General features: G+C 73.7%; 14 protein-coding genes and 1 tRNA gene. 9 read left to right on the plus strand and 6 right to left on the minus strand.

The annotated features are described in order from the left end of the window. The first annotated feature begins 87 nt into the window (after positions 1 to 87). Both B082_RS0115770 and B082_RS0115775 read left to right on the plus strand, forming a co-directional pair. On the plus strand, positions 88 to 1,683 hold the full coding sequence (locus B082_RS0115770; RefSeq protein WP_018552776.1) for a vWA domain-containing protein: 1,596 nt from the start codon (positions 88 to 90) through the stop codon (positions 1,681 to 1,683). Positions 1,684 to 1,762: 79 nt separating this feature from the next. After that, on the plus strand, positions 1,763 to 2,212 hold the full coding sequence (locus B082_RS0115775) for a DUF1772 domain-containing protein (protein ID WP_018552777.1): 450 nt from the start codon (positions 1,763 to 1,765) through the stop codon (positions 2,210 to 2,212). Between the two features lie 139 nt (positions 2,213 to 2,351). Here B082_RS0115775 and B082_RS0115780 read toward each other — a convergent pair. Then, positions 2,352 to 2,424: transfer RNA gene (locus B082_RS0115780), tRNA-Arg, on the minus strand. Positions 2,425 to 2,741: 317 nt separating this feature from the next. Between B082_RS0115780 and B082_RS0115785 the strand changes: the two genes are divergently transcribed. The 7 genes from B082_RS0115785 (at position 2,742) to B082_RS0115815 (ending at position 11,773) form a co-directional block, all read left to right on the plus strand. Continuing rightward, positions 2,742 to 4,394: a dynamin family protein gene (locus tag B082_RS0115785; RefSeq protein ID WP_018552778.1), complete on the plus strand. Its 1,653-nt coding sequence runs from the start codon at positions 2,742 to 2,744 to the stop codon at positions 4,392 to 4,394. After that, the gene (locus tag B082_RS0115790; RefSeq protein WP_018552779.1) at positions 4,391 to 6,331 is read left to right on the plus strand and encodes a YfjP family GTPase; all 1,941 of its coding nucleotides are present in this window, start codon (positions 4,391 to 4,393) and stop codon (positions 6,329 to 6,331) included. The genes B082_RS0115785 and B082_RS0115790 overlap by 4 nt, the downstream gene beginning before the upstream one ends. Positions 6,332 to 6,429: 98 nt before the next feature. Then, positions 6,430 to 7,035, plus strand: coding sequence for a single-stranded DNA-binding protein (locus B082_RS0115795; protein WP_018552780.1), 606 nt, complete (start codon positions 6,430 to 6,432; stop codon positions 7,033 to 7,035). A gap of 211 nt (positions 7,036 to 7,246) precedes the next feature. After that, positions 7,247 to 8,698: a Cys-Gln thioester bond-forming surface protein gene (locus B082_RS0115800; RefSeq protein ID WP_026249840.1), complete on the plus strand. Its 1,452-nt coding sequence runs from the start codon at positions 7,247 to 7,249 to the stop codon at positions 8,696 to 8,698. 293 nt (positions 8,699 to 8,991) lie between these two features. Continuing rightward, positions 8,992 to 10,656: an energy-dependent translational throttle protein EttA gene (gene ettA / locus B082_RS0115805; protein ID WP_018552782.1), complete on the plus strand. Its 1,665-nt coding sequence runs from the start codon at positions 8,992 to 8,994 to the stop codon at positions 10,654 to 10,656. Positions 10,657 to 10,661: 5 nt separating this feature from the next. After that, the gene (locus tag B082_RS0115810) at positions 10,662 to 11,084 is read left to right on the plus strand and encodes an acyl-CoA thioesterase (RefSeq protein ID WP_026249842.1); all 423 of its coding nucleotides are present in this window, start codon (positions 10,662 to 10,664) and stop codon (positions 11,082 to 11,084) included. Then, positions 11,081 to 11,773 carry a hypothetical protein gene (locus B082_RS0115815; RefSeq protein WP_018552784.1) on the plus strand — a complete coding sequence of 231 codons (693 nt, stop codon included), beginning with the start codon at positions 11,081 to 11,083 and terminating at the stop codon, positions 11,771 to 11,773. The genes B082_RS0115810 and B082_RS0115815 overlap by 4 nt, the downstream gene beginning before the upstream one ends. 13 nt (positions 11,774 to 11,786) lie before the next feature. On the opposite strand, the gene B082_RS0115820 is transcribed toward B082_RS0115815, so the two are convergent. The 5 genes from B082_RS0115820 to B082_RS0115840 all read right to left on the minus strand — a co-directional run bounded on the left by B082_RS0115820 (position 11,787) and on the right by B082_RS0115840 (position 20,597). Further along, entirely contained in the window at positions 11,787 to 12,836 is a 1,050-nt protein-coding gene (locus B082_RS0115820; protein ID WP_018552785.1) for a DUF2804 domain-containing protein, read from the minus strand. Between the two features lie 57 nt (positions 12,837 to 12,893). Beyond that, on the minus strand, positions 12,894 to 13,886 hold the full coding sequence (locus B082_RS0115825) for an ABC transporter ATP-binding protein (protein WP_018552786.1): 993 nt from the start codon (positions 13,884 to 13,886) through the stop codon (positions 12,894 to 12,896). Next, the gene (locus tag B082_RS0115830) at positions 13,883 to 16,696 is read right to left on the minus strand and encodes an FtsX-like permease family protein (protein WP_018552787.1); all 2,814 of its coding nucleotides are present in this window, start codon (positions 16,694 to 16,696) and stop codon (positions 13,883 to 13,885) included. Before B082_RS0115830 ends, B082_RS0115825 begins: the two co-directional genes overlap by 4 nt. Before the next feature lies 1 nt (position 16,697). Further along, the gene (locus B082_RS0115835; protein WP_018552788.1) at positions 16,698 to 20,018 is read right to left on the minus strand and encodes an FtsX-like permease family protein; all 3,321 of its coding nucleotides are present in this window, start codon (positions 20,016 to 20,018) and stop codon (positions 16,698 to 16,700) included. 174 nt (positions 20,019 to 20,192) lie between these two features. Then, complete coding sequence (locus B082_RS0115840) at positions 20,193 to 20,597, minus strand: globin (protein ID WP_026249843.1); 405 nt, start codon at positions 20,595 to 20,597, stop codon at positions 20,193 to 20,195. Positions 20,598 to 20,640: the final 43 nt, after the last annotated feature.

The following is a 20,640-nucleotide window of genomic DNA, read 5'->3' on the forward strand; positions in this document are numbered from 1 at the left end:
CGTTCCGCAACGCTTTCGACCGGTCCGCGGACCCCGTTCGCACGTCACATTCACCAGTGCTGACATGACGACACAGGGGGGTACGGCATGGAACGCCGCACACGCACATACCGAGGTGCGCTGGGGCTGCTGCTCGCGGCCGGCGTGCTGCTCACCGGCTGCTCGGGGGAGACGGGCCAACGGGACGCGGCTTCGTCCCAGCGGCGCGGCGGAGCGCCCGCACCCGCACCCGCCCGTACCGGCGGGACGGCCGAGGACGGCGCGAAGGGCAAGGAGGAGGCGGGCAAGGCGGACAAGGCGGACGGGCTGAAGGAGACCGCCCCGCCGGACTACCTCTCCACCTTCGCCCTGGACGTGGACACCGCCTCGTACGGCTACGCGCGCCGCACCCTGGGCGAAGGCCGGCTGCCGGGCCCGGAGACCGTGCGGCCGGAGGAGTTCGTCAACAGCTTCCGCCAGGGCTACCACCGCCCGTCGGACAACGGCTTCTCGGTCTCCGTCGACGGGGCGCGGGCCGGCGGCGATGACGGCAACTGGTCGCTGGTCCGGGTCGGCCTGGCCACCAAGGCGGCTCCCGCCACCGCCGAACGGGCCCCGGCCGCCCTCACCTTCGTCGTCGACATCTCCGGCTCGATGAACTCCCCGGACCGCCTCGGGCTGGTGAAGAGCTCGCTGGGCATCCTCACCGACGAGCTGCGGGACGACGATTCGGTCTCCCTGGTCACCTTCAGCGACGAGGCGACGACCGTCCTGCCCATGACCCGGCTGAGCGGCCGGCGCGGCAAGATTCACGACGCCGTCGACTCGCTGGAATCCGCCAACTCCACCAACGTGGGGGCGGGCATCGAGCGCGGCTACGAGGAAGCGGTGGAGGGCCGTCGCAAGGGCGCCAACAACCGGGTCGTCCTGCTCTCCGACGCGCTGGCCAACACCGGTGAGACCGACGCCGACACCATCCTCGAACGGATCGACTCGGCCCGCCGCGACTACGGCATCACCCTGTTCGGCGTCGGCGTCGGCAGCGACTACGGCGACGCGTTCATGGAGCGGCTGACCAACAAGGGCGACGGCCACACCACGTACATCGCCGACGAGGAACAGGCCCGCAAGGTCTTCGTCGACCAGCTCCCCGCCCACCTCGAACTGACGGCCCGCGACGCCAAGGCACAGGTCGCCTTCGACCCGAAGACCGTCGAGAAGTTCAGGCTGGTCGGCTACGAAGACCGCAAGGTCGCCGACGAGGACTTCCGCGACGACAGCGTGGACGGCGGCGAGGTCGGCCCCGGCCACACGGTCACCGCCCTGTACGCGGTGCGCCTGCGGGACGGCGCGTCCGGGCATGTGGCCACCGCGACCGTGCGCTGGCTCGACCCGAAGACCCGCACCCCGCACGAGAAGTCCGCCGCCGTGGAGACCGGCGCGATCGGCGGGAAGCTGTGGGGCGGCAGGAGCACCCGGCTCCAGGTGACGGCGGTCGCCGCCTACTTCGCGGACACCCTGCGCGGCACCAGCCTGCCCGGCACCCCCACCCTCGCCGAACTCGCCTCCCGCGCACGGAAGCTGGCCACGGCCACGGAGGACGCCTCGGTGACGAAGCTGGCCACCGCGATCACCCAGGCGGACCGGCTCAAGAGCGGCGACCGTGACGACGGGAGCACGGTCCAGGAGGGCGAGATGGACTGAGCGCGGCCCCGGGAAGCGGCTCGCACGCATCAGCGAAATCCGGCTGTGCGGCCGCTTCCCGCAGGCCATGATGGGTGCCATGGCCTCTCTGTTCCTGACCCTCGCCGTGCTCACGAACGGCCTCTACGCGGGCTTTCTGCTCACGTTCCTCATCGCGGTGATGCCCGGCCTGGGCGCACTCCCGGACGAGGGTTTCACCGCGGCGATGCGCCGTATCAACGAGAAGGTCCCCGGACCCGCCTTCCTCCTGCTCTTCCTCGGCGCGGTCGCGTTCCCGGTGGTCGCGGTGTTCACACAGGCCGGCGAGGAATCCCGGTGGCCGCTGATCGGCGCTTCGGCCTGCGCCGTCGCCTCCCACCTGGTCACGATCGCCGGCAACATCCCGCTGAACAACGCGCTCGCCGGCTCCGAGGGCGGCGACGACACCGCGGCCCGCACGGCGTTCGAATCCCGCTGGAACACCCTGCACCACGTCCGGACCGCGCTCTCGCTCCTGGCGTTCGTCCTGCTGGCGGTCGCCGCGGCCTGAAACGGGCGGGCGGGGGAGGCAGGTTTACGCCGTCACTACGCGGTCCTCGCTACCGTGCTCGGACCCGCCGCGCACAGACGCGCCGCCGCACAAGACGGAGGCCCTCCCGGGGGAGGGCCTGGCACGGGCTGGGCAGAGGCGCCCCCGGCAGGACTCGAACCTGCGGCCAAGTGCTTAGAAGGCACCTGCTCTATCCACTGAGCTACGGGGGCCGGTGGTGGCTGCGGTGGTCTGGAGCCCCGGGACCCGGGCGGTCCGTGACCTTGCCGGGACAAGGATAGGGCTCCGAATGGCTCGACCCGGTTGCTTCACCTGCGTGGCACGATGTGGAGGTTCAGTGAAGCGAGACGATAATCGCAGGTAGGTGCGAGCCGTGCACCGCTTTTGACGCCTCGCGCCCCGGGTGTTGTGCACTCGTTATGCCTGCGCCCCACTCATCCCCTCTGTCCGGACGGAGGAACCGGCGCGCAGAGGTGGCTATACGCTTCAAAAAGGCGCCAAAATTGGGCATTCTTCGCATGTGGTGACCTTGGACGTACGGCCTCAGCTCATCGACGCACTCTCCGCCCTGCGCGACCGTGTCGCTGCCGTGCGTCTCCCACTTCCGCTCCCCGGGGCCCCCCGCGCCAGGCAGACCAGGACCGAGCTGCTCGCCCAGCTCGACGACTACCTGCTGCCCAGACTGAAGGATCCCGAGGCGCCCCTGCTCGCCGTCATCGGCGGATCGACCGGCGCCGGCAAGTCGACGCTCGTCAACTCCCTCGTGGGGCGCCGGGTCAGCGAGGCGGGAGTGCTGCGCCCGACCACGCGTACCCCCGTCCTCGTCTGCCACCCCGACGACCAGCACTGGTTCGCGGGCGTACGGGTGCTGCCGCAGCTCACCCGGGTCTGGCTGTCGCCCGACGAGTACGCCGACCCCGGCCAGTGCGACGACCTCGACGGACCCGACGGGCACGCCGCCGAGAGGGGCACCGCGCTGCGCGTCGAGACGGCCATGGGGCTGCCGCGCGGCCTCGCCCTGCTGGACGCCCCCGACATCGACTCCCTCGTCGTACGCAACCGCGTCCTGGCCGCCGAACTGATCTGCGCGGCCGACATCTGGGTGATGGTCACCACAGCGTCCCGGTACGCCGACGCCGTCCCCTGGCACCTGCTGCGCACGGCCAAGGAGTACAACGCCTCCCTCGTCACCGTCCTGGACCGGGTCCCGCACCAGGTGATCGCCGAGGTCTCCCGGCAGTACGGCGCCCTGCTCACCAAGGCCGGCCTCGGCGAGGTGCCGCGCTTCACCATCCCCGAACTGCCCGAATCGGCCGGCGGCGGCAGCGGACTGCTGCCCACCACCGCCGTCGCCCCGCTGCGCGCCTGGCTCGCCCACCGGGCCCAGGACCCGGCCGCCCGTCAGCAGGCGGTCGGCCGGACCGCCGCCGGGGTCATCGACTCCCTGGACGTCCGGATGCCCGCACTCGCCGGCGCCGTCGCCGCCCAGTACGCGGCAGCCGTGCGGCTGACCGGGGTGGTGGAGGACGCGTACGGGAAGGAGGGCGCCCGGGTACGGCGCAGGGTGAAGAACGGCGGCGCGCTCGCCGGTGACGCCCGCACCCGGTGGCGCGGCTACCCGCTGTACAGCACCTCGGAGGAAGTGCTCGACGCGCTGGTGGAGAGCCTGGCCGCGCTCCTGGAGTGCGCCGTCGCCGCAGCCGACGAGCAGATCCGCACCACCTGGCGGCGGGAACCGGCCGCGGCGGCGTTCGCGTTCGAGGCGGCGGGCCGGGAGGAAGGCGGATGGGGGCCGGCCGAGGACATCCGGGGCCGGATCGCCATGACCGTACGGCGCTGGCGCCGGATTCTGGAGGAACTGGCCGAGGAAGAGCTGCGCCTGATGGAGCGCAACACCGCCCCGGACCCCGAGACCGTCGCCACCCTGCTGGCCGCCGCCCTGCTCGGCGGACGCCGGGCCCGAACCGCGGGTGAGCAGCTCGCCGAACGGATCGGGGCGCAGGGCGCGCTGCGGCTGCGCGACAAGGGCGGCGCGCTGCTCACCACCTATCTCGACCATGTGCTGAACGGTGAACGCGACCGGCGGCTCGCGCCCCTGGACGCTCTCGACGTGGCCCCCGAACCGCAGGCCGAACTGATCGCCGCACTGTCCCTACTGCAGAAGGAGAGGTGGCAGCGATGACTGCCGTCACTGACGAAAATCCGGGACAGGGCCGGGGCAGGACCCGCAGCCGCGGCCGCCGCGCCGAGACGACGGGGCACCCGCGCGAGGCGGCCGGACCCGAGGCGGGCCACGGCGCCGGGACGGGCTGGGACGACGGGCTCATCGCCCGCCGGGCTCAGGCCGCCCGAGAGGAGGCCACCCCCGAGGACACCCCCGAAGCCGTGGCAGCGGCGGAGGACGACGGCCGGCCCCAGGTCGAGGCGTACGTGTCGTCCGGCAGCCCGCTCCGGCACCGCCTGGACGCCCTGCGCGAACTCGTCGGACTCTCCAGGGCCCGCCTCGACCGTTCCGCCCTCGCGGAGGCGGGCCGGGTGCTCGACGAGGCGGCCGCCCGGCAGCGGCTCTCCTCCCGGCACACCGTCGTCGCCATCGCCGGGGCGAGCGGCAGCGGCAAGTCGACCCTTTTCAACGCGCTCGCCGGCGCCCAGCTCTCCGAGACCGGCCTGCGCAGGCCCACCACCTCCCAGCCCCTGGCCTGCTCCTGGACGGACGGGGCCGCCGGTCTGCTCGACAGGCTGGCCGTGCCCGGACGGCTCCGGCGCAGGCCGCAGCCGGGCGGTGCGGCGGCGGACGAGGCGCTCCAGGGCCTGGTCCTGGTCGACCTGCCCGACCACGACTCGGCGGCGCGGGGCCATCGCGACCAGGTGGACCGGGTGCTGGCGCTGGTCGACGCGGTGATCTGGGTGGTGGACCCGGAGAAGTACGCGGACGCGGCCCTGCACGAGCGCTACCTGCGGCCGCTCGCCGGCCACGCGGAGGTCACCTTCGTCGTCCTCAACCAGATCGACCGGCTTCCCGGGGACGCCGCCGACCAGGTCCTGGACGACCTGCGCCGGCTGCTGGACGAGGACGGCATGGCCCTCGGCGAACACGGAGATCCCGGGGCGACCGTGCTTCCCCTGTCCGCGCTGACCGGCGACGGCGTGGGCGAGCTGCGAGAGCTGCTCGGCCGGTTCGTCCAGGACCGCACGGCGGCCACCCGGCGGCTCTCCGCCGACGTGGACGCGGCGGCGGCCAGGCTGCGCCCGGTGTACGTCGCCGAGGGACGGCCGGGGCTCGGCGAGCAGGCCCGCGAGGAGTTCGCCGACCGCCTCGCGGAGGCCGTGGGCGCGGCGGCGGCCGGACAGGCGGCCGAGCGCGAGTGGCGCCGCAACGCCGGACGGGCCTGCGGCACGCCGTGGCTGCGGCTGTGGCGCTGGTACGAGGCCGCGCGGCAGCCCGGAAGCCGGGACCGCGCGCCCCTGGCCGCCCCGCCCGAGGAACGGCTCACCGCACGTCAGCGGGTCGAGCAGGCCGTGCGCACGGTGGCCGACGACGCCGCGGCCGGACTGCCGGGACCCTGGGCGCAGGCAGTGCGCGAGGCGGCGGTGCACGGAGCACAGGGACTGCCGGACGCGCTGGACGAACTGGCCGGACGGGCCGGGGCCGTGGAGGGCCGGGAGGCGGACGCGGGCGCGGCGGGAACCGAGGACCCGGGCGGCAGCGCCGGGGCGGTGCCGGGGGCGGGAAGCGGGCGCGGGGCCGGGCGGCCGCCGCGTCCCGCCTGGTGGCCGGCGGCCGTCCTGGCGCAGGTGGCCATGACGCTGTTGCAGATCTTCGGCGGCCTGTGGCTGGCCGGTCAGATCATCGGGGTGTTGGAGCCGGGGCTGCTGACGCCCGCGCTGGTGATGCTGGCGGGGATCATCGGCGGCCCGCTGGTGGAGTGGTCGTGCGCGGCGGCGGCCAGGGGGCCCGCGCGGCGGTACGGCCAGGAGGCCGAACGGCGGCTGCGCGAGGCGGCGGCGGCCTGTGGGCGGGCCCGGGTGCTCGACCCGGTGTCGGCCGAGCTGGTGCGCTACCGCGAAGTGCGCGAAAGGTACGTGGCGGTGACGGAGTTTTCCACAACGGGCCGTTAGTCCACAGCCCCCAGCGGGATTTCCGCCTCCCCTCCAGCATGGGATCAGTGACCGCGCACACGGCGGTCAAGGAGACCGGGCGAAGGGGAGGCGGAGTCATGAACGAGACCTTGGTGACGCTGGTGGGCAACGCGGCGACGGCCGTGGAGTTCCGGGACACGGCGACCGGGGGGATGGCCCGGTTCAGGTTCGCGGTGACGCCGCGACGGTGGGACCGGGTGAAGGAGCTCTGGGCCGACGGACACACCAGCTTCTACACCGTGTGGGCGTGGCGCACGCTGGCGATGAATCTGTCGGGTTCGGTCGCGGTGGGGGAGCCCCTGGTGGTGCACGGCAGGCTGAAGGTGCGTGAGGAGGAAAAGGACGGGCAGCGCCGGACGTTCGTGGACATCGAGGCGATGGCGGTGGGGCACGACCTGACGCGGGGCACGGCGGCGTTCCGCCGGGTGGTGAGGGGTGAGCCGGTACCGGCCGCCCGGTCCGGTCCGGCTTCCGCCCCCGGGGCCGATCCGTGGGCGGTGCGGGAGGGGCCGGGGGAGCGGGAGGAGCCGGTGGCGGGCGCGGAGCCGGGCGGGTCCGACGAGCCGCCGCAGGAGCGGCCCGAGCGCCCGGTGGCGCGGCCGGCGGCGCGGCGGCGGACGGCGCGTCAGAAGACGGACGCCGCGCCTCGGCGGGCCGAGTCCGATCTGGTGACCGCGTCATGACGAAGCGTGCGGGACGGACGGTGACCCTCCGAGACCTGGGGTTACCAGGGATAACGATTCCGAGTCGGAATGGTTGTCCGACGGTATGACGGGGGACCGGGCATGACTCGCTCCATAGGATTTCCCCGTACTCACAGGGCACTTGAGTAGGCAGGCGGGACATTCCCCACACGCGTACCGGGCGCGAGGGTCTCGCCCGGAGGGGAAATCTGTGTTTTCTGCTTCTTCAGCGACCGCCTCGTCATCCACGGCGACGGCCCGCTCCGGGCGGGGCCGGCGCATAGCCCGGCTGACCGCTTCGGTGGTGGCGTCCGGCCTCGCCGTGGCCGGGGTTCTCGTCGGCGCGGGCGGTGCGGCGGCCGACGAGGCGCCCCCGCACCAGGGCGGGGCGACCGCCGTGCTGGACGGGCTGAAGACCTACGACACCGCAGTCCTGCGCGTGGACGGCAGGAAGCAGAAGCTGCCCGCCGGGCTGTTCGAGATGACCGTCGACGGCGGCGGCAAGCTCAAGACGTACTGCATCGACATCCACAACCCCACCCAGGACCAGGCGAAGTACCTGGAGACCCCCTGGGACCAGACCTCGCTGGGCAGCAACAAGGACGCCGGCCGGATCCGCTGGATCCTGGAGCACTCCTACCCGCAGATCGACGACCTCTCGGACCTCGCCGAGAAGGCCGGCACCGGGCCGCTCACCGAGAAGACCGCGGCGGCCGGCACCCAGGTAGCCATCTGGCGCTTCTCCGACAAGGCGGAGGTGACCGCCTCCGACAAGCAGGCGGAGAAGCTCGCCGACTGGCTGGAGAAGAACGCCGCCAACAGCGCCGAGCCCAAGGCGTCCCTCGCGCTCGACCCGGTCGCGGTGTCCGGGCGCTCCGGCGAGCGGATCGGCCCGGTCACCGTCCGCACCAACGCCGGCCAGGTCTCGGTGGCCCCGCCCGCCGACTCGGCCAGCGGCATCGGGATCACCGACAAGAAGGGCAAGCCCGTCACCACGGCCGCCGACGGCGACCGGCTCTACTTCGACGTGCCCGCCGACTCCCCGGACGGCTCCGCCGCGCTGACCGTCCAGGCCACCACCTCCGTCCCGGTCGGGCGGGCCTTCGCCGGGGTCACCCGGAGCCAGACCCAGATCCTGGCCGGCTCCAGCGAGTCCACGGTCTCCGCGAGCGCCACCGCGTCCTGGGCCGAGAAGGGCGCGGTCCCTGCGGCCACCGCCAGGAAGAACTGCGAGAGCGGCGGCGTCGACATCACCGTCGGCAACAAGGGCGACGAGCCGTACACCTTCGAACTCGACGGCACCGAGCACCTCGTCGAGGCCGGCAAGTCCCTGACCGTCACCGTGCCGGTCTCCGAGGACCAGGCGTACGACGTCACGGTCACCGGACCCGGTGGGTTCGCCAAGACGTTCAAGGGCGTCCTGGACTGCCGGACCAGCGGCAGCACCACCACGGGCGGCGTCGACACCCAGACCCTCGACCAGCCCACCACGACCACCGCCACGGCCGGCGGCGGCACGGCGGGCCCCGGGGGCAACCTCGCCGAGACCGGCAGCTCCAACGCCACCCCGGTCATCGCGGGCGTCGCCATCGCCTTCGTCGTCATCGGCGGCGGCGCGGTCTTCCTCCTCCGCCGGCGCAAGGGACAGTCCACCGGTGAGTGAACGGCGGTAGCACACCGTCACACCCGCTGATGAAGGCCCCGGCGAGGCTCCGGCCCACCGGGGCCTTCGCATACCGCGAGCCGGTCTCGCGCGTACCGCGGGCCGGTCTCGCGCGTACCGCGGGCCGGTCTCGCGCGTACCGCGGGCCGGTCTCGCGCCTGCCGCGGGTCGGTGTCGGGCGTACCGCGGGCCGGGATTCCGCGTATCGCGCACCGGACCGGTTTCCGTCAAGAGGCGGCCGTCAGGCAAGATGGGGTGTATCTGCCCACACATCGATTGCCGGACGGTTTCTCTTGGCTGAGTACATCTACACCATGCGCAAGACGCGCAAAGCGCACGGCGACAAGGTGATTCTCGATGACGTCAACCTGAACTTCCTGCCCGGCGCGAAGATCGGTGTCGTGGGGCCCAACGGTGCCGGTAAGTCCACGGTGCTGAAGATCATGGCGGGCTTGGAGCAGCCGTCCAACGGTGACGCGTTCCTGTCGCCCGGGTTCAGCGTCGGCATCCTCATGCAGGAGCCGAAGCTCGACGAGGCGAAGACGGTCCTGGAGAACGTCCAGGACGGCGCCGCCGAGACCATGGGCAAGCTCAAGCGCTTCAACGAGGTCGCCGAGCTCATGGCGACCGACTACTCCGACGCGCTCATGGACGAGATGGGCAAGCTCCAGGAGGACCTGGACCACGCCAACGCGTGGGACCTGGACGCCCAGCTGGAGCAGGCCATGGACGCCCTGGGCTGCCCGCCCGGCGACTGGCCCGTCACCAACCTCTCCGGTGGCGAGAAGCGCCGCGTCGCGCTCTGCAAGCTCCTCATCGAGGCCCCCGACCTCCTGCTGCTCGACGAGCCCACCAACCACCTCGACGCCGAGTCGGTGAACTGGCTGGAGCAGCACCTCTCGAAGTACGCGGGCGCCGTGGTCGCCGTCACCCACGACCGCTACTTCCTGAACAACGTCGCCGAGTGGATCCTCGAACTGGACCGCGGCCGCGCGCTCCCCTACGAGGGCAACTACTCCACGTACCTCGACAAGAAGGCCACCCGCCTCAAGGTCGAGGGCCGCAAGGACGAGAAGCGGCAGAAGCGGCTCAAGGAAGAGCTGGAGTGGGTGCGGTCGAACGCCAAGGGGCGCCAGACCAAGTCCAAGGCCCGTCTCGCCCGGTACGAGGAGATGGCGGCCGAGGCGGACAAGATGCGGAAGCTGGACTTCGAGGAGATCCAGATCCCGCCGGGGCCGCGGCTCGGTTCCATCGTCGTCGAGGTCGAGAACCTCTCGAAGGCCTTCGGCGACAAGGTCCTCATCGACGACCTGTCGTTCACGCTGCCGCGCAACGGCATCGTCGGCGTCATCGGTCCGAACGGCGCGGGCAAGACCACGCTGTTCAAGATGATCCAGGGCCTGGAGACGCCCGACAGCGGCTCCATCAAGGTCGGCGACACGGTCAAGATCTCCTACGTCGACCAGTCCCGCGCCAACATCGACCCGAAGAAGACCCTCTGGGCCGTCGTCTCGGACGAGCTGGACTACATCAACGTCGGCCAGGTCGAGATGCCCTCGCGGGCGTACGTCTCCGCGTTCGGCTTCAAGGGCCCGGACCAGCAGAAGCCGGCCGGTGTCCTCTCCGGTGGTGAGCGCAACCGCCTGAACCTGGCGCTGACGCTCAAGGAGGGCGGCAACCTGCTGCTCCTCGACGAGCCCACCAACGACCTCGACGTCGAGACCCTGTCCTCGCTGGAGAACGCCCTCCTGGAGTTCCCGGGCGCGGCCGTGGTCATCTCCCACGACCGCTGGTTCCTGGACCGCGTCGCCACGCACATCCTGGCGTACGAGGGCGACTCCAAGTGGTACTGGTTCGAGGGCAACTTCGAGTCGTACGAGAAGAACAAGGTCGAGCGGCTCGGTGCGGACGCGGCCCGCCCGCACCGCGCCACGTACAAGAAGCTCACGCGAGGCTGATCGTCTTGGCTCGTCACATCTACAGCTGCCCGCTGCGCTGGTCGGACATGGACGCCTTCGGCCACGTCAACAACGTGGTCTTCCTCCGCTACCTGGAGGAGGCGCGCATCGACTTCATGTTCCGGCTGGCGCCGGGGGACGGCTCGCCGTCCTTCGCCGGCGGCTCCGTCGTGGCGCGGCACGAGATCGACTACCTGCGGCCCCTGGTCCACCGGCACCGTCCGGTGACCGTCGAGTCCTGGGTCACGAAGATAGGCGCCGCGTCGCTGACGATCGCCTACGAGGTCAAGGACCCGGAGCAGGTCTACGTACGGGCCTCGACCGTCGTCGTGCCGTACAACCTGGCCGAGGAGCGCCCCCGGCGGATCTCCGCGGAGGAGAAGCTGTTCCTCCAGGAGTACCTGGCCGAGGAGCCCGCCGCGGTATGACGGTGTCCCTGCAGTCGCTGCGGTTCGCCGACGCGAGGGAGGCCGCGGATCTCGCGGCCTTCCTCGGCCGGCTGCTCCACTACGACCGGGCCGCGGCCGTACGCCTCCAGTCGGGCGGCGGCGCGCTCGCCGTGTTCGGCAGGCCGCCGTCGTTCGACGTGCTGGCGATCCGGGCGGCGCGGCTGGCGGACGCGCGCGACTTCGACGTCACGGTCTCGGCCGGGGAACTCCTGGAGTCCCTCTCCGCCGAAGGCCCGGACGCCGGAACCGGCGTCCTGCCCGCCCCGGTGACCGGGCCGCCCTGGGCCGGTGTCCTCCCGCCGCGCGGCGGCTGGGCCGAGCGTCCCGGGCTGCCCGACCCCGCCTCCCTGCGCGCCGCGCTGAACGCCGCGGTCACCGAGTTCAGGACCCGCGACGAGGCCCTGCCCGAGGAGCGGCGCACCCGGGCCGAGCGGGACCGCATCGGGCACGACATCTGGTCGCGCACCGTCGCCGCCACGGAACTCCCGCTGCGCGCCGTGCACGCCGCGCAGGCTCTCGGCTTCCTGCGCGCCGCCCCCGGCTTCCCCGTCGCCCTGCTGGCGGCCGGTGGCTGGCTGAGGCTGCGCACCCCGTACGGTTCCATCGCGCTGCGCCGGGCGGGCGCGGCCGGCGGCCTCGGGAACCTCGCGGTCTCCGTACGCGGCTGACCCGCCGCCCCGGTCACCAGCGCATGTGCACGTCCTCCGCCCAGCCCAGCAGGCGGTCCACCGCGATCTCCTCGCCGTCGTCGGTGCGGACGCGGCCGTCGTAGTGGCCGAAGCACTGGTCGGTGCGGTTGGCGATCAGACCGGTCTCGGTACGGGCCCTGCGGTTGTGGAACGGGGTGAACGTCAGGTCCACCTGGCCGGTCAGCGGGGTGCGGATGGTCCACGGGGCGAGCGGATCGGCCGGTGACCAGCGCCAGGCCAGCTCCTCGCCGATCTTGCTGAGCCGGCCGTCCACACAGAGCCCGTTCTCCGTGGAGCCGCTGCCCAGGGTCCAGCGCCCGCCGAACTGGAGGCCCACGGTGTGCCCGTCGGTGCGCCCGGAGGCGGCGCCCCAGTTCCAGTCGACCGTACGCGGCCAGCGGCCCCGGCCGTGGTCCAGGACGGCCCAGGTGTCGTCCCCGTCGAACTCCAGGAACTCGCTGCCGATCCGGACCCGGCCGGACGCGGGCAGCGCGGTCTGCTTCGAGGTGTACTGGAAGCGCCGGCTGTCCCAGGGCACGACCACGGAGAGCGATTCGTGGCCCGGCGGCCGGGCCACCAGGAGGTCCACTTCGAGCGGCAGCCGCTCCTGGGTCAGGCAGCGCGCCCGCAGCCGGGTGCCGCCGGGCTCGTCGCGGATCTCGACGCGCACCTTGCCGCCCGTGGGGCGCGCCGGGCCGGTCACCACGTCCGGGGAGCCGGGGGCGCCGGCCACGGTGTCGGGGAGCTGGACTCCGCGGCCCGCCGGGATGATCGCGGTCCGCTCCAACTCCAGGCCGCCCGGCGCGTATTCGAGCAGGTAGACGGTGTTCAGGGCGAGGAAGTCCAGGTCGCTGACGGTCAGCGCCACCAGATGCGTGGGTGTCGTCACGCACCAGTACTCCCAGCGCTTCGTCCGGCCCCAGCCGCGCAGATTGGCGCGGTGCAGCGGCACCCGCGACCAGCCGACCGCCGCCTGATTGAGCGTGCCGTCGGGCAGACACAGGTCGACCGGCTCGGTGATCTCGCGTTCGAACGTCGTCATGGCCGGATCCTAACGGCCGTTCACCGGCCTGCCTCGACGGCGGTCACCCCGCGGCCGCTACTCGGGGCCGGCGCTCTCCGGCTTCGCGCTCTCCTGCTTCGGGCCGTCCGGCCACACGCCGATGTGGTCCTGCTCCAGTTCCAGCATCACCCGGTGCTCCATGCCCAGCGCCTCGGTGTAGTCGGCGGGCAGTTGCAGCCGGCCGGCGCGGTCCAGCATCGCGTACTCGCGGGCCACCTGGGACTCCTGGCCGGTCGCCGCGTCGACCTCGGTGCGGCGCAGCACCTCGAAGGAGGTACGGCCGTCCCGGATGGCGACCGTACGGCGTACCTCGTTCGCGACCGCCTGGTCGTGGGTGACGATCACGATCGTCGTGCCCAGCTCCTCGTTGGCGCGGCGGAATGCGGCGAAGACCTGCTCGCCGGTGGCCGAGTCGAGTTCGCCGGTCGGCTCGTCGGCGAGCAGCACCGAGGGGGAGTTGGCGAGCGAGACCGCGATCGCCACCCGCTGCTGCTGGCCGCCGGACATCTGCTGCGGGCGCCGGTCGCGGCAGTCCTCGACCTCCAGCATCCGCAGCAACGCCTCCGCGCGCGCGGCCCGTTCGCGGCCACGGACACGGCCGCGCAGCTGCATCGGCAGCGTGACGTTCTGGATGGCCGTCAGATACGGCAGGAGGTTGCGGGCGGTCTGCTGCCAGACGAAGCCGACGACGTCCCGGCGGTAGCGGAGCCGTTCCTTCTGCCCCATGGACAGCAGGTCGCAGCCCGCCACCTTCGCCGCCCCCGCCGTGGGCTCGTCCAGCCCCGCCAGGATGTTCATCAGCGTCGACTTGCCGCTGCCGGACGCCCCGACCAGCGCGAGCAGTTCGCCCTCTTCCACCAGCAGGTCGAGGCCCTGGAGCGCCTGCACCTCCACGCCGTCCGTGGTGAAGATGCGCACCAGGCGGTCGCAGGCGATCAGCGCGTCGTGCCCGTAGGAGGGCCGGTCGCGCCGGGCGGTGGCCCGCTGTTCGAGCTCCGCCAGCGTGGAATCGGTCGACGGCGTCGTCATCGGGAGTCTCCTGCCCTGAGTTCGGTGATCGATCCGCGGCGGCCCGCCCACCAGGCCTGCGCCCCGGCCACCGCGGCGGCGAGGACGATCACGCCCAGCGCCGGCAGGACCAGGGACCACGGGTCGGTGCGCAGCGGCGCGGTGTCCAGCAGGCTGGAGCCGGGACCGGTCGAGAGCGCGAGGTGCACCAGGTCGATGCCCGGTGCGAGCAGTGCGATGGTGGCCCGGCCGACGAGCAGCCCGCCCACGGCGGCGAGCAGGGCCTGCGGCATGGCCTCGAAGCCGAGGAGGCGCCCGCCCTGCCGGGAGGTGAGACCCATGGTGCGCAGCCGGGCCAGCAGCGTGGTGCGTTCCGGGGCGGTCCGCAGCAGCGAGAGGAGCACGGCGAGCAGGGCGTACCCGGCACCGGCCGCGATGGCCGCCAGGTAGATCCGCTCGGCGCCGTTCTGCATCGGGGTGTCGACGTACGAGGCGCGCTGCTCGGAGCGCAGCTGTACGGAGAATCCCTTGCCCGCGTCGGCGGCGGCCTCGCGCAGCCCGGCGGCGTCCGGGCGGTCGCCGGTGAGGAGGAGCGCGGTGGTCTGCCGGTGGGTGAGGGCGGAGGCGTCGACGATCATGAAGGAGGTGTCGGAGACGGCGGGCGTGCGGGTGACCGTGCCGGCCACCCGTACCTTGAAGTCACCGGCCAGCGACTGGAGGTCGCGCGCCCCGTCCCCGAGCCGCTCGGCGACCGAGGGTGAGGCGATCACCGGCAGGACCCGGTCCTTCGACGCGGGCCGCCCCTTCTCCGGCCGCGCGTCGGTGGCCTTCAGCCGGCCGGCCGGGAAGGAGCCGAGGCCGACGTCGCGGGCCAGCCGGGCGTACGCCTCCGGGTCTACGCCGATCAGCGTCGCGCCCTTCGCGTCCTCGAACCCGCCGGCCGCGGGCGGCAGCGAGACCCCGTACTCGATCTGGACCCGCACCACCTCGCGTACGCCGTCCGCCGCGCCGGCCGCGCGGATCAGGGCGGCGGGCAGCGGTGCGGAATCGCCCGGACCGCTGATCCGGGCGTCGGCCCCGGTGGCGAGCACGGCCGCGTCGTCACGGGCGTCCGCGACCCCCGCGAGGACCGAGCCGCCGAACGCCGCCGTCGTCAGCGCGACCAGCAGCGCGAGCAGCGGCAGGGTGCCGGAGGCCGAGGAGCGGCCCGCCCGCGCCAGCGACAGGAAGCCGACCGCACCGCGCATCCGGGCCACGGACCGCAGCGCGAGCCGCAGCGGCAGCGGGTAGAGCCGGACCAGGACCACGGCAGCGATCAGCGCGACCAGCACGGGCGCGGCGCTGACCAGCAGGTCGGTGCCGCCCGCGCTGTCCGTGCCGCGCCGGCGCAGCGCCGCGACGGCGCCGACGGCCAGCACCAGCAGGGTCAGCTCGGCGACCGTACGCCGCCGGGACGGGCGGGCGGTCGCCAGGTCGTCCCGGGCGCCGTGCAGCTGGTGCTTGCGGTGCAGGAGGGCCGTGTGCAGCGGGAGGGCCGCGCAGACCAGCACGACGACCGCGCCGGCCCCGGCCACGGCGGGCAGCATCCTGGCCTCGCCCACGGCAAGGACCGCGAGCAGCAGCCCCAGCGCACCCGCCGGCACGGCCGTCACCGCGGTCTCGGCGAGCAGCCGGCCCCCGATGCCGGCCAGGGACCCGCCGCGGGCCCGCAGCAGGGCCAGTTCGGCGTGCCGGCGGCCCGCGATCAGGCCGCCCGTCATCAGCAGCACGACGGCGGCGACGGCCCCGATGCCGACGGCGGCCACCGTGACGACCGGCTCGATCGCCGCGCGCATGCCGTCGTAGGAGGCCAGGATCTCGTCCAGGTCGGTGGTGACGGTGACCGTTTCCCCGGCCAGTTGGCGCATCGTGAGCAGTCCGGGGCCGCCCTCCAGCGAGGCGACCGCCGTACGCAGCCGGTCCACGTCGCGGGAGTTCAGGCGGGAGCTGTCCGGCGCGAGCCGCCAGTACAGCTCGGGCTGCCCCGTCGTGGCGAGCAGGGCCGGGCCGGCGTCCGGGGGCAGCAGGAGCGCGGCCGTCCAGTAGTAGCGCGGGCTGTCCTTGCTGGGGATGGGGACCAGCGACGGGGTGCGCAGCAGCTGCTCGGCCGACCAGTAGGAGGCCTTCGGGTGCTTCGGGGCGACGATGCCGGTGACGCGTACGGTCACCTTCCCGCCGCCCCTGGTCGGGACGGCGACCGTCGCGCCGGCCTCGATCCGCAGCGCCTTCGCGGTCGCCTCGGTCACGGCCGCCTCGACCTCGCGGGTCTCCATCGTCACCTGGCCGCGCGCCTTCGGCCACGACCCCGTGCGCAGGGTGGCGTGGTCGGGCAGCGCGGACTGCGTGACGTAGGTCAGGGCCGGGTCGATGCCGTACGGGCGGGGGAGCCAGGTCTCCTTCGCCGCGACCGGGTCCGAGGTGCGGACCCCGTAGGCGGACTGGGCGGCGTCGGCCCGCACCGGGTCGGGCAGCGCGTCCAGGATGCGGCGCTGCGCGGCGGCCATCGTGGCCCCGCGCACCGCCTCCTCGCGCGCGGCGGCCGGCAGTTCCAGTCCCGGCTGCGGGCCGCTCACCTCCAGGACGCTGCGCCTCGGTTCGACGACGTCGAGGTCGTGGCGCAGCCCCTGGCCCTCGTAGCGGTCGACGGAGCGGGGGAAGGCGGCGGCGAGGAACGCCGTCACCAGCACCAGCAGGAAGAACGCGCAGGCGGCGCCGGGCGCGGTCCGCAGCCGGGTCCGTACCCAGGGGGCGGAGGCGGCCGCCGTGCGGGGGGTTCTCGAACGCGGGCTCATGTCAGTGGTCCCCCTGGTGGCGCAGCGAAATCGCGGGGTCGGCGCGGCGCAGGGCGAGGGCCGCGACGATGAGCAGCGGCAGGGCCGCGACCCCGGCCAGCAGCAGCGCGACCTGTCCGGCCGGCAGCCGCACCAGCACCGACGGCACCGGCTGGGCCGCCTGTCCGGTCAGCACGATCAGCGGCACCACCGCCCGGGTGAGCAGCGCCCCCAGCGCGCCACCGACCAGCAGGGCGATGGCGATCAGCACGCCCTGCTCGGCCGCGGTCATCCGCGCCAGCTGGCGGCGCGGGGTGCCCAGCGCGCGCAGCACGGCGAACTCGGCGGAACGCTCCCGCTGCGAGCCGGTCGCCGCCACCGCGAAGCCGACCGCGGCCAGGGCCGCCGCGACGACCGCCACCGCGAGCAGCGCCGACTGCGGGCCCGCCCCCAGCGGATCGCTGACCAGTTCGTCGGCGACCTCGTCGCGGACCAGCACCTGCGCGGGGTCGGTGTCGGGCAGGGCGCGCAGCGCGGCGGCTGCTTCGGCGGTGCGGCCGGGGGCGGTGCTCAGCCACCACTCGGTGGCGGTGAGCCGGGCGCTCGGCCGCTGGGCGAAGACCTGGCCCAGGGACCTGAGGTCGAGCAGCAGCGCCCCGCCGTCCCTGGCCCGCCGGTACTCCGTGGTCGCCTCGGCGGAGCCGCCGGGGCCGGTCGTCGGCAGCCGGTGCACGGTCCGCGCGATCTTCACCCGGACCCGTTCGCCGGCCAGCGTGACGTCGACGGCCTGCCCGGTCGTCGCCCCGGTGGCCTTGAGATAGGCGTCCGTGGCGACCGCCTGGATCATGGCCGGGGCCTTGGGCCGCTCCGCGGTGATCCGCACGTTGAGGGCGGGCACCGAGTACACCGCGTCCTCGTCGGTGACCGAGCCGGTGAGGTAGTCGACGCCCAGCGGGGTGGCGGCCGACGCGGTGGGGAAGGCGGCCGCGCCGGGCTGCACGTCGCCGAACGAGTCGGCGCTCACGGCGGCCTGCCAGCGGAAACCGGAAGGCAGCGGGACCGGCCGTTCGGCGCCGTCCTCGCTGACCGTGCGCAGCTGGGTGACGGCGAGCCGGTGCGACTCGCCGTGAGCGACGGGCTGCTTGTCGTCCAGCTCGAAGCCGGTGACGGCCAGCCCGCCGGCGGCGGCCACCTTGATCTCGAACGGGCGGACCTTCCCGTCGGCCGGCACGGCCCCGGCGGCCACCTGGTACGGGAGGCCGTAGCGGTCCTCCAGCAACACGGTGAGCTGCGGGGCCATGCCGGAGGGCGAGGTCTGGTGGGCGGCGGCCGGTACGGAGATCGCCAGGTCGAAGCGGAGCCGGGTGCTGCCGTCGGGCAGCGGCAGCCCGGTGCGCGCGGTCTTCTCCGGAGCCAGCGAGTCGAACAGCCGGGCGCTGGAGCCGCCGGCGAGGTCGTCGCGCATCAGCATCCGCTCGTCGGCGTGCGCGGTGTCCAGCGCGAGGATGTCGGCGGTGCGCTCGTCGGAGAGGTCCACCGTCGTCCGGAAGGCGGGCGCCACCTCGCGTACGCCCGGCAGCCCCTCGTACGCACCGGACTTGGCCGGGTCCGCGCTGACGCCGCCGGTCATGCGCACCGAGGCGCCGGACCTGAAGTCGGCCTGGTCGCTCTGCGAACGGTTCCACGAGGCGCTCTGCCCGATCGCCAGCATGCCCATCGCCACCGAGAGGACCAGCAGCAGGACCGGCCCGGCACCCCGCAGGGGCCGGCGGCTGAACTGCCAGCCGGCCAGGGCGGTCGCGAGCCCCCGGCCGCCCGCCGCCCGGCGCTCCGCGAGGCGTGCGGCGGGCGGCAGCAGCCGCAGGGTCAGCACGGTCCCGGCGAGCAGGGCCAGCGCGGGCGCGGCCACGAGCAGCGGGTCGATTCCGAGCCCGCCCGAGCGGTCGCCGCTGAGCGCGCCGCTGCCCGAGCCCTTGGTCTGCCGGTCCAGCTGCCAGTAAGCGACGGCCGCGATCAGCAGCAGCGCCAGGTCCGCGCCCGCCCGGACCGGTGCGGGCAGCGCGGCCGAACGCGTCGAGCGCCTGCCCCCGGAGCTGGCGGCCAGCGCGGGTGCCACCACGGCGAGCGCGCAGGCCAGCGCGGTGACGGCGGCGATCAGCCACACCTGCCCCGTGGCCCCGGTGTCCAGGCGCAGACCGATCCGGGAGAGTTCGCCTCGGTCGGCGAGGAGCCGGGTCAGCGGGCCGGCGAGCAGCGGCGCGACGACGGCGGCGGGCAGCGCGAGCAGCAGCGCCTCGACGGCCGCGAGCGAGGTGATCCGGGCACGCGATCCGCCGCGTGCCCGCAGCAGTTCGGTCTCCCCGGCGCGTTCGCTGCTGAGCAGCCGGGCCACGAGCAGCAGGGCGTACCCGGCGAGCAGGACCAGCTGCACGGCCACGATCGTCAGCGTCGAGCGGGAGACCAACAGCGCGCGGTCGACCTGGTCGAGCACGGTGGGCAGGGACGTCTGCGCGCTCGCCCCGTCCTTGAACCCGGGCAGGGCCAGCAGCTTCTTCGGGCCTGTGGTCGCCGCGTCGTGCAGGGCCTCCATACGGCCGGTGGTGACGGTCCGGAAGTCGGCGGAGGCCAGCCAGGACACCTCGCCCGAGCTGATCCGCCCCGAGCCGAGCACGGCCGGGTCGGTGAGCAGCGGGCCGTAGGTCGTGAAGACGACCTTGCGGACGCCGCGACCGCCGAGCGCGTCCAACTGCCAGTACGGGTCGGCCTGGTCGGCGGCCTTGTAGAGCCCGGTGATCACGACGCGCACCGGCTTGCCGCCCAGCCGGTCGGTGACCTTCAGCCGCGCCCCGGGCTTCAGCGACAGGGCGTCGGCTGCGGTCGAGGGGAGGGCGACCTCGACGGGGCCGCCGCTCTTCCCCGCCCCGGCGACGGGCATGCGGCCGGCGGTGAGGCGGACGCGGCTGCGGTCCAGCGAGGCGAAGTGGGTGAGGTCCGGGTCACCGCGCCGGGCGGCCGGGGCCTGGAGGCCACGCGGCAGCGCGTACGGACCGGAGGCCTCCAGCTTCCGTACGGTCACCGGCAGGCCGTCGAAGGTCTCCCGGGCGGCCTCGCGTGCCGCGGCGTCGGCGGACTCCCGCTCGCCGGGCTCCAGTTGCGCGGAGACCAGGAGCGCGGCGGGGACGGCCGAGCGGTGGGTGAGGGTGTGGCGCAGCGCGGCGTCCCCGATGGAACCGGAGAACGCGGTGAGCGCGGCCAGTACCGAGGTGGTCAGGAGCACGGCCAGCACGGCCGCGGCGAGAAGGAGCCGGTGCGCCCTCACCCGCAGAAAGACGAACCCCGTCACACCTGGCCCCCTAGTCACCACTCACGCAACGCCCGCCCCCTGCGCTGCCTGGATGCTGTCAGACGGCCGCTGCGTGTGGAAACCGCTTACGGGTACAACTTGATGGGATTGTGACCGGTATCCGGCCGCGGAGCACCGGATTCCGCACGTACATGTTCGCCCTGTGACCGCTTGTCAGCCGTCCGTGTTCACCATCGAGGCGGCCGCATAGGTGAGGTAGTCCCACAGCTGCCGCTCGTGCTCGGGTGCCAGGCCCAGTTCGTCCAGGGCCACGCGCATGTGGCCCAGCCAGGCGTCGTGCGCCGCGCGGTCCACCCGGAACGGCGCGTGCCGCATCCGCAGCCGGGGGTGCCCGCGCCGGTCGCTGTAGGTGCGCGGGCCGCCCCAGTACTGCATGAGGAAGAGCGCGAACCGCTCCTCGGCGGGCCCGAGATCCTCCTCCGGATACATCGGCCGCAGCAGCGGGTCGTCGGCGACGCCCTGGTAGAAGCGGTGGACCAGGCGCCTGAAGGTCTCCTCGCCGCCGACCTGCTCGTAGAAGGTCAGCTCCTGCACCGTGTCGCGCGGATTCTCAGTCACCCGTCCATGGTCGCAGACGCGCCGTCCGCGAGGAGGGGCCCCG

Origin of the sequence: Streptomyces sp. ATexAB-D23, from assembly GCF_000373645.1 — a bacterium.
Taxonomy (GTDB): domain Bacteria; phylum Actinomycetota; class Actinomycetes; order Streptomycetales; family Streptomycetaceae; genus Streptomyces; species Streptomyces castrisilvae.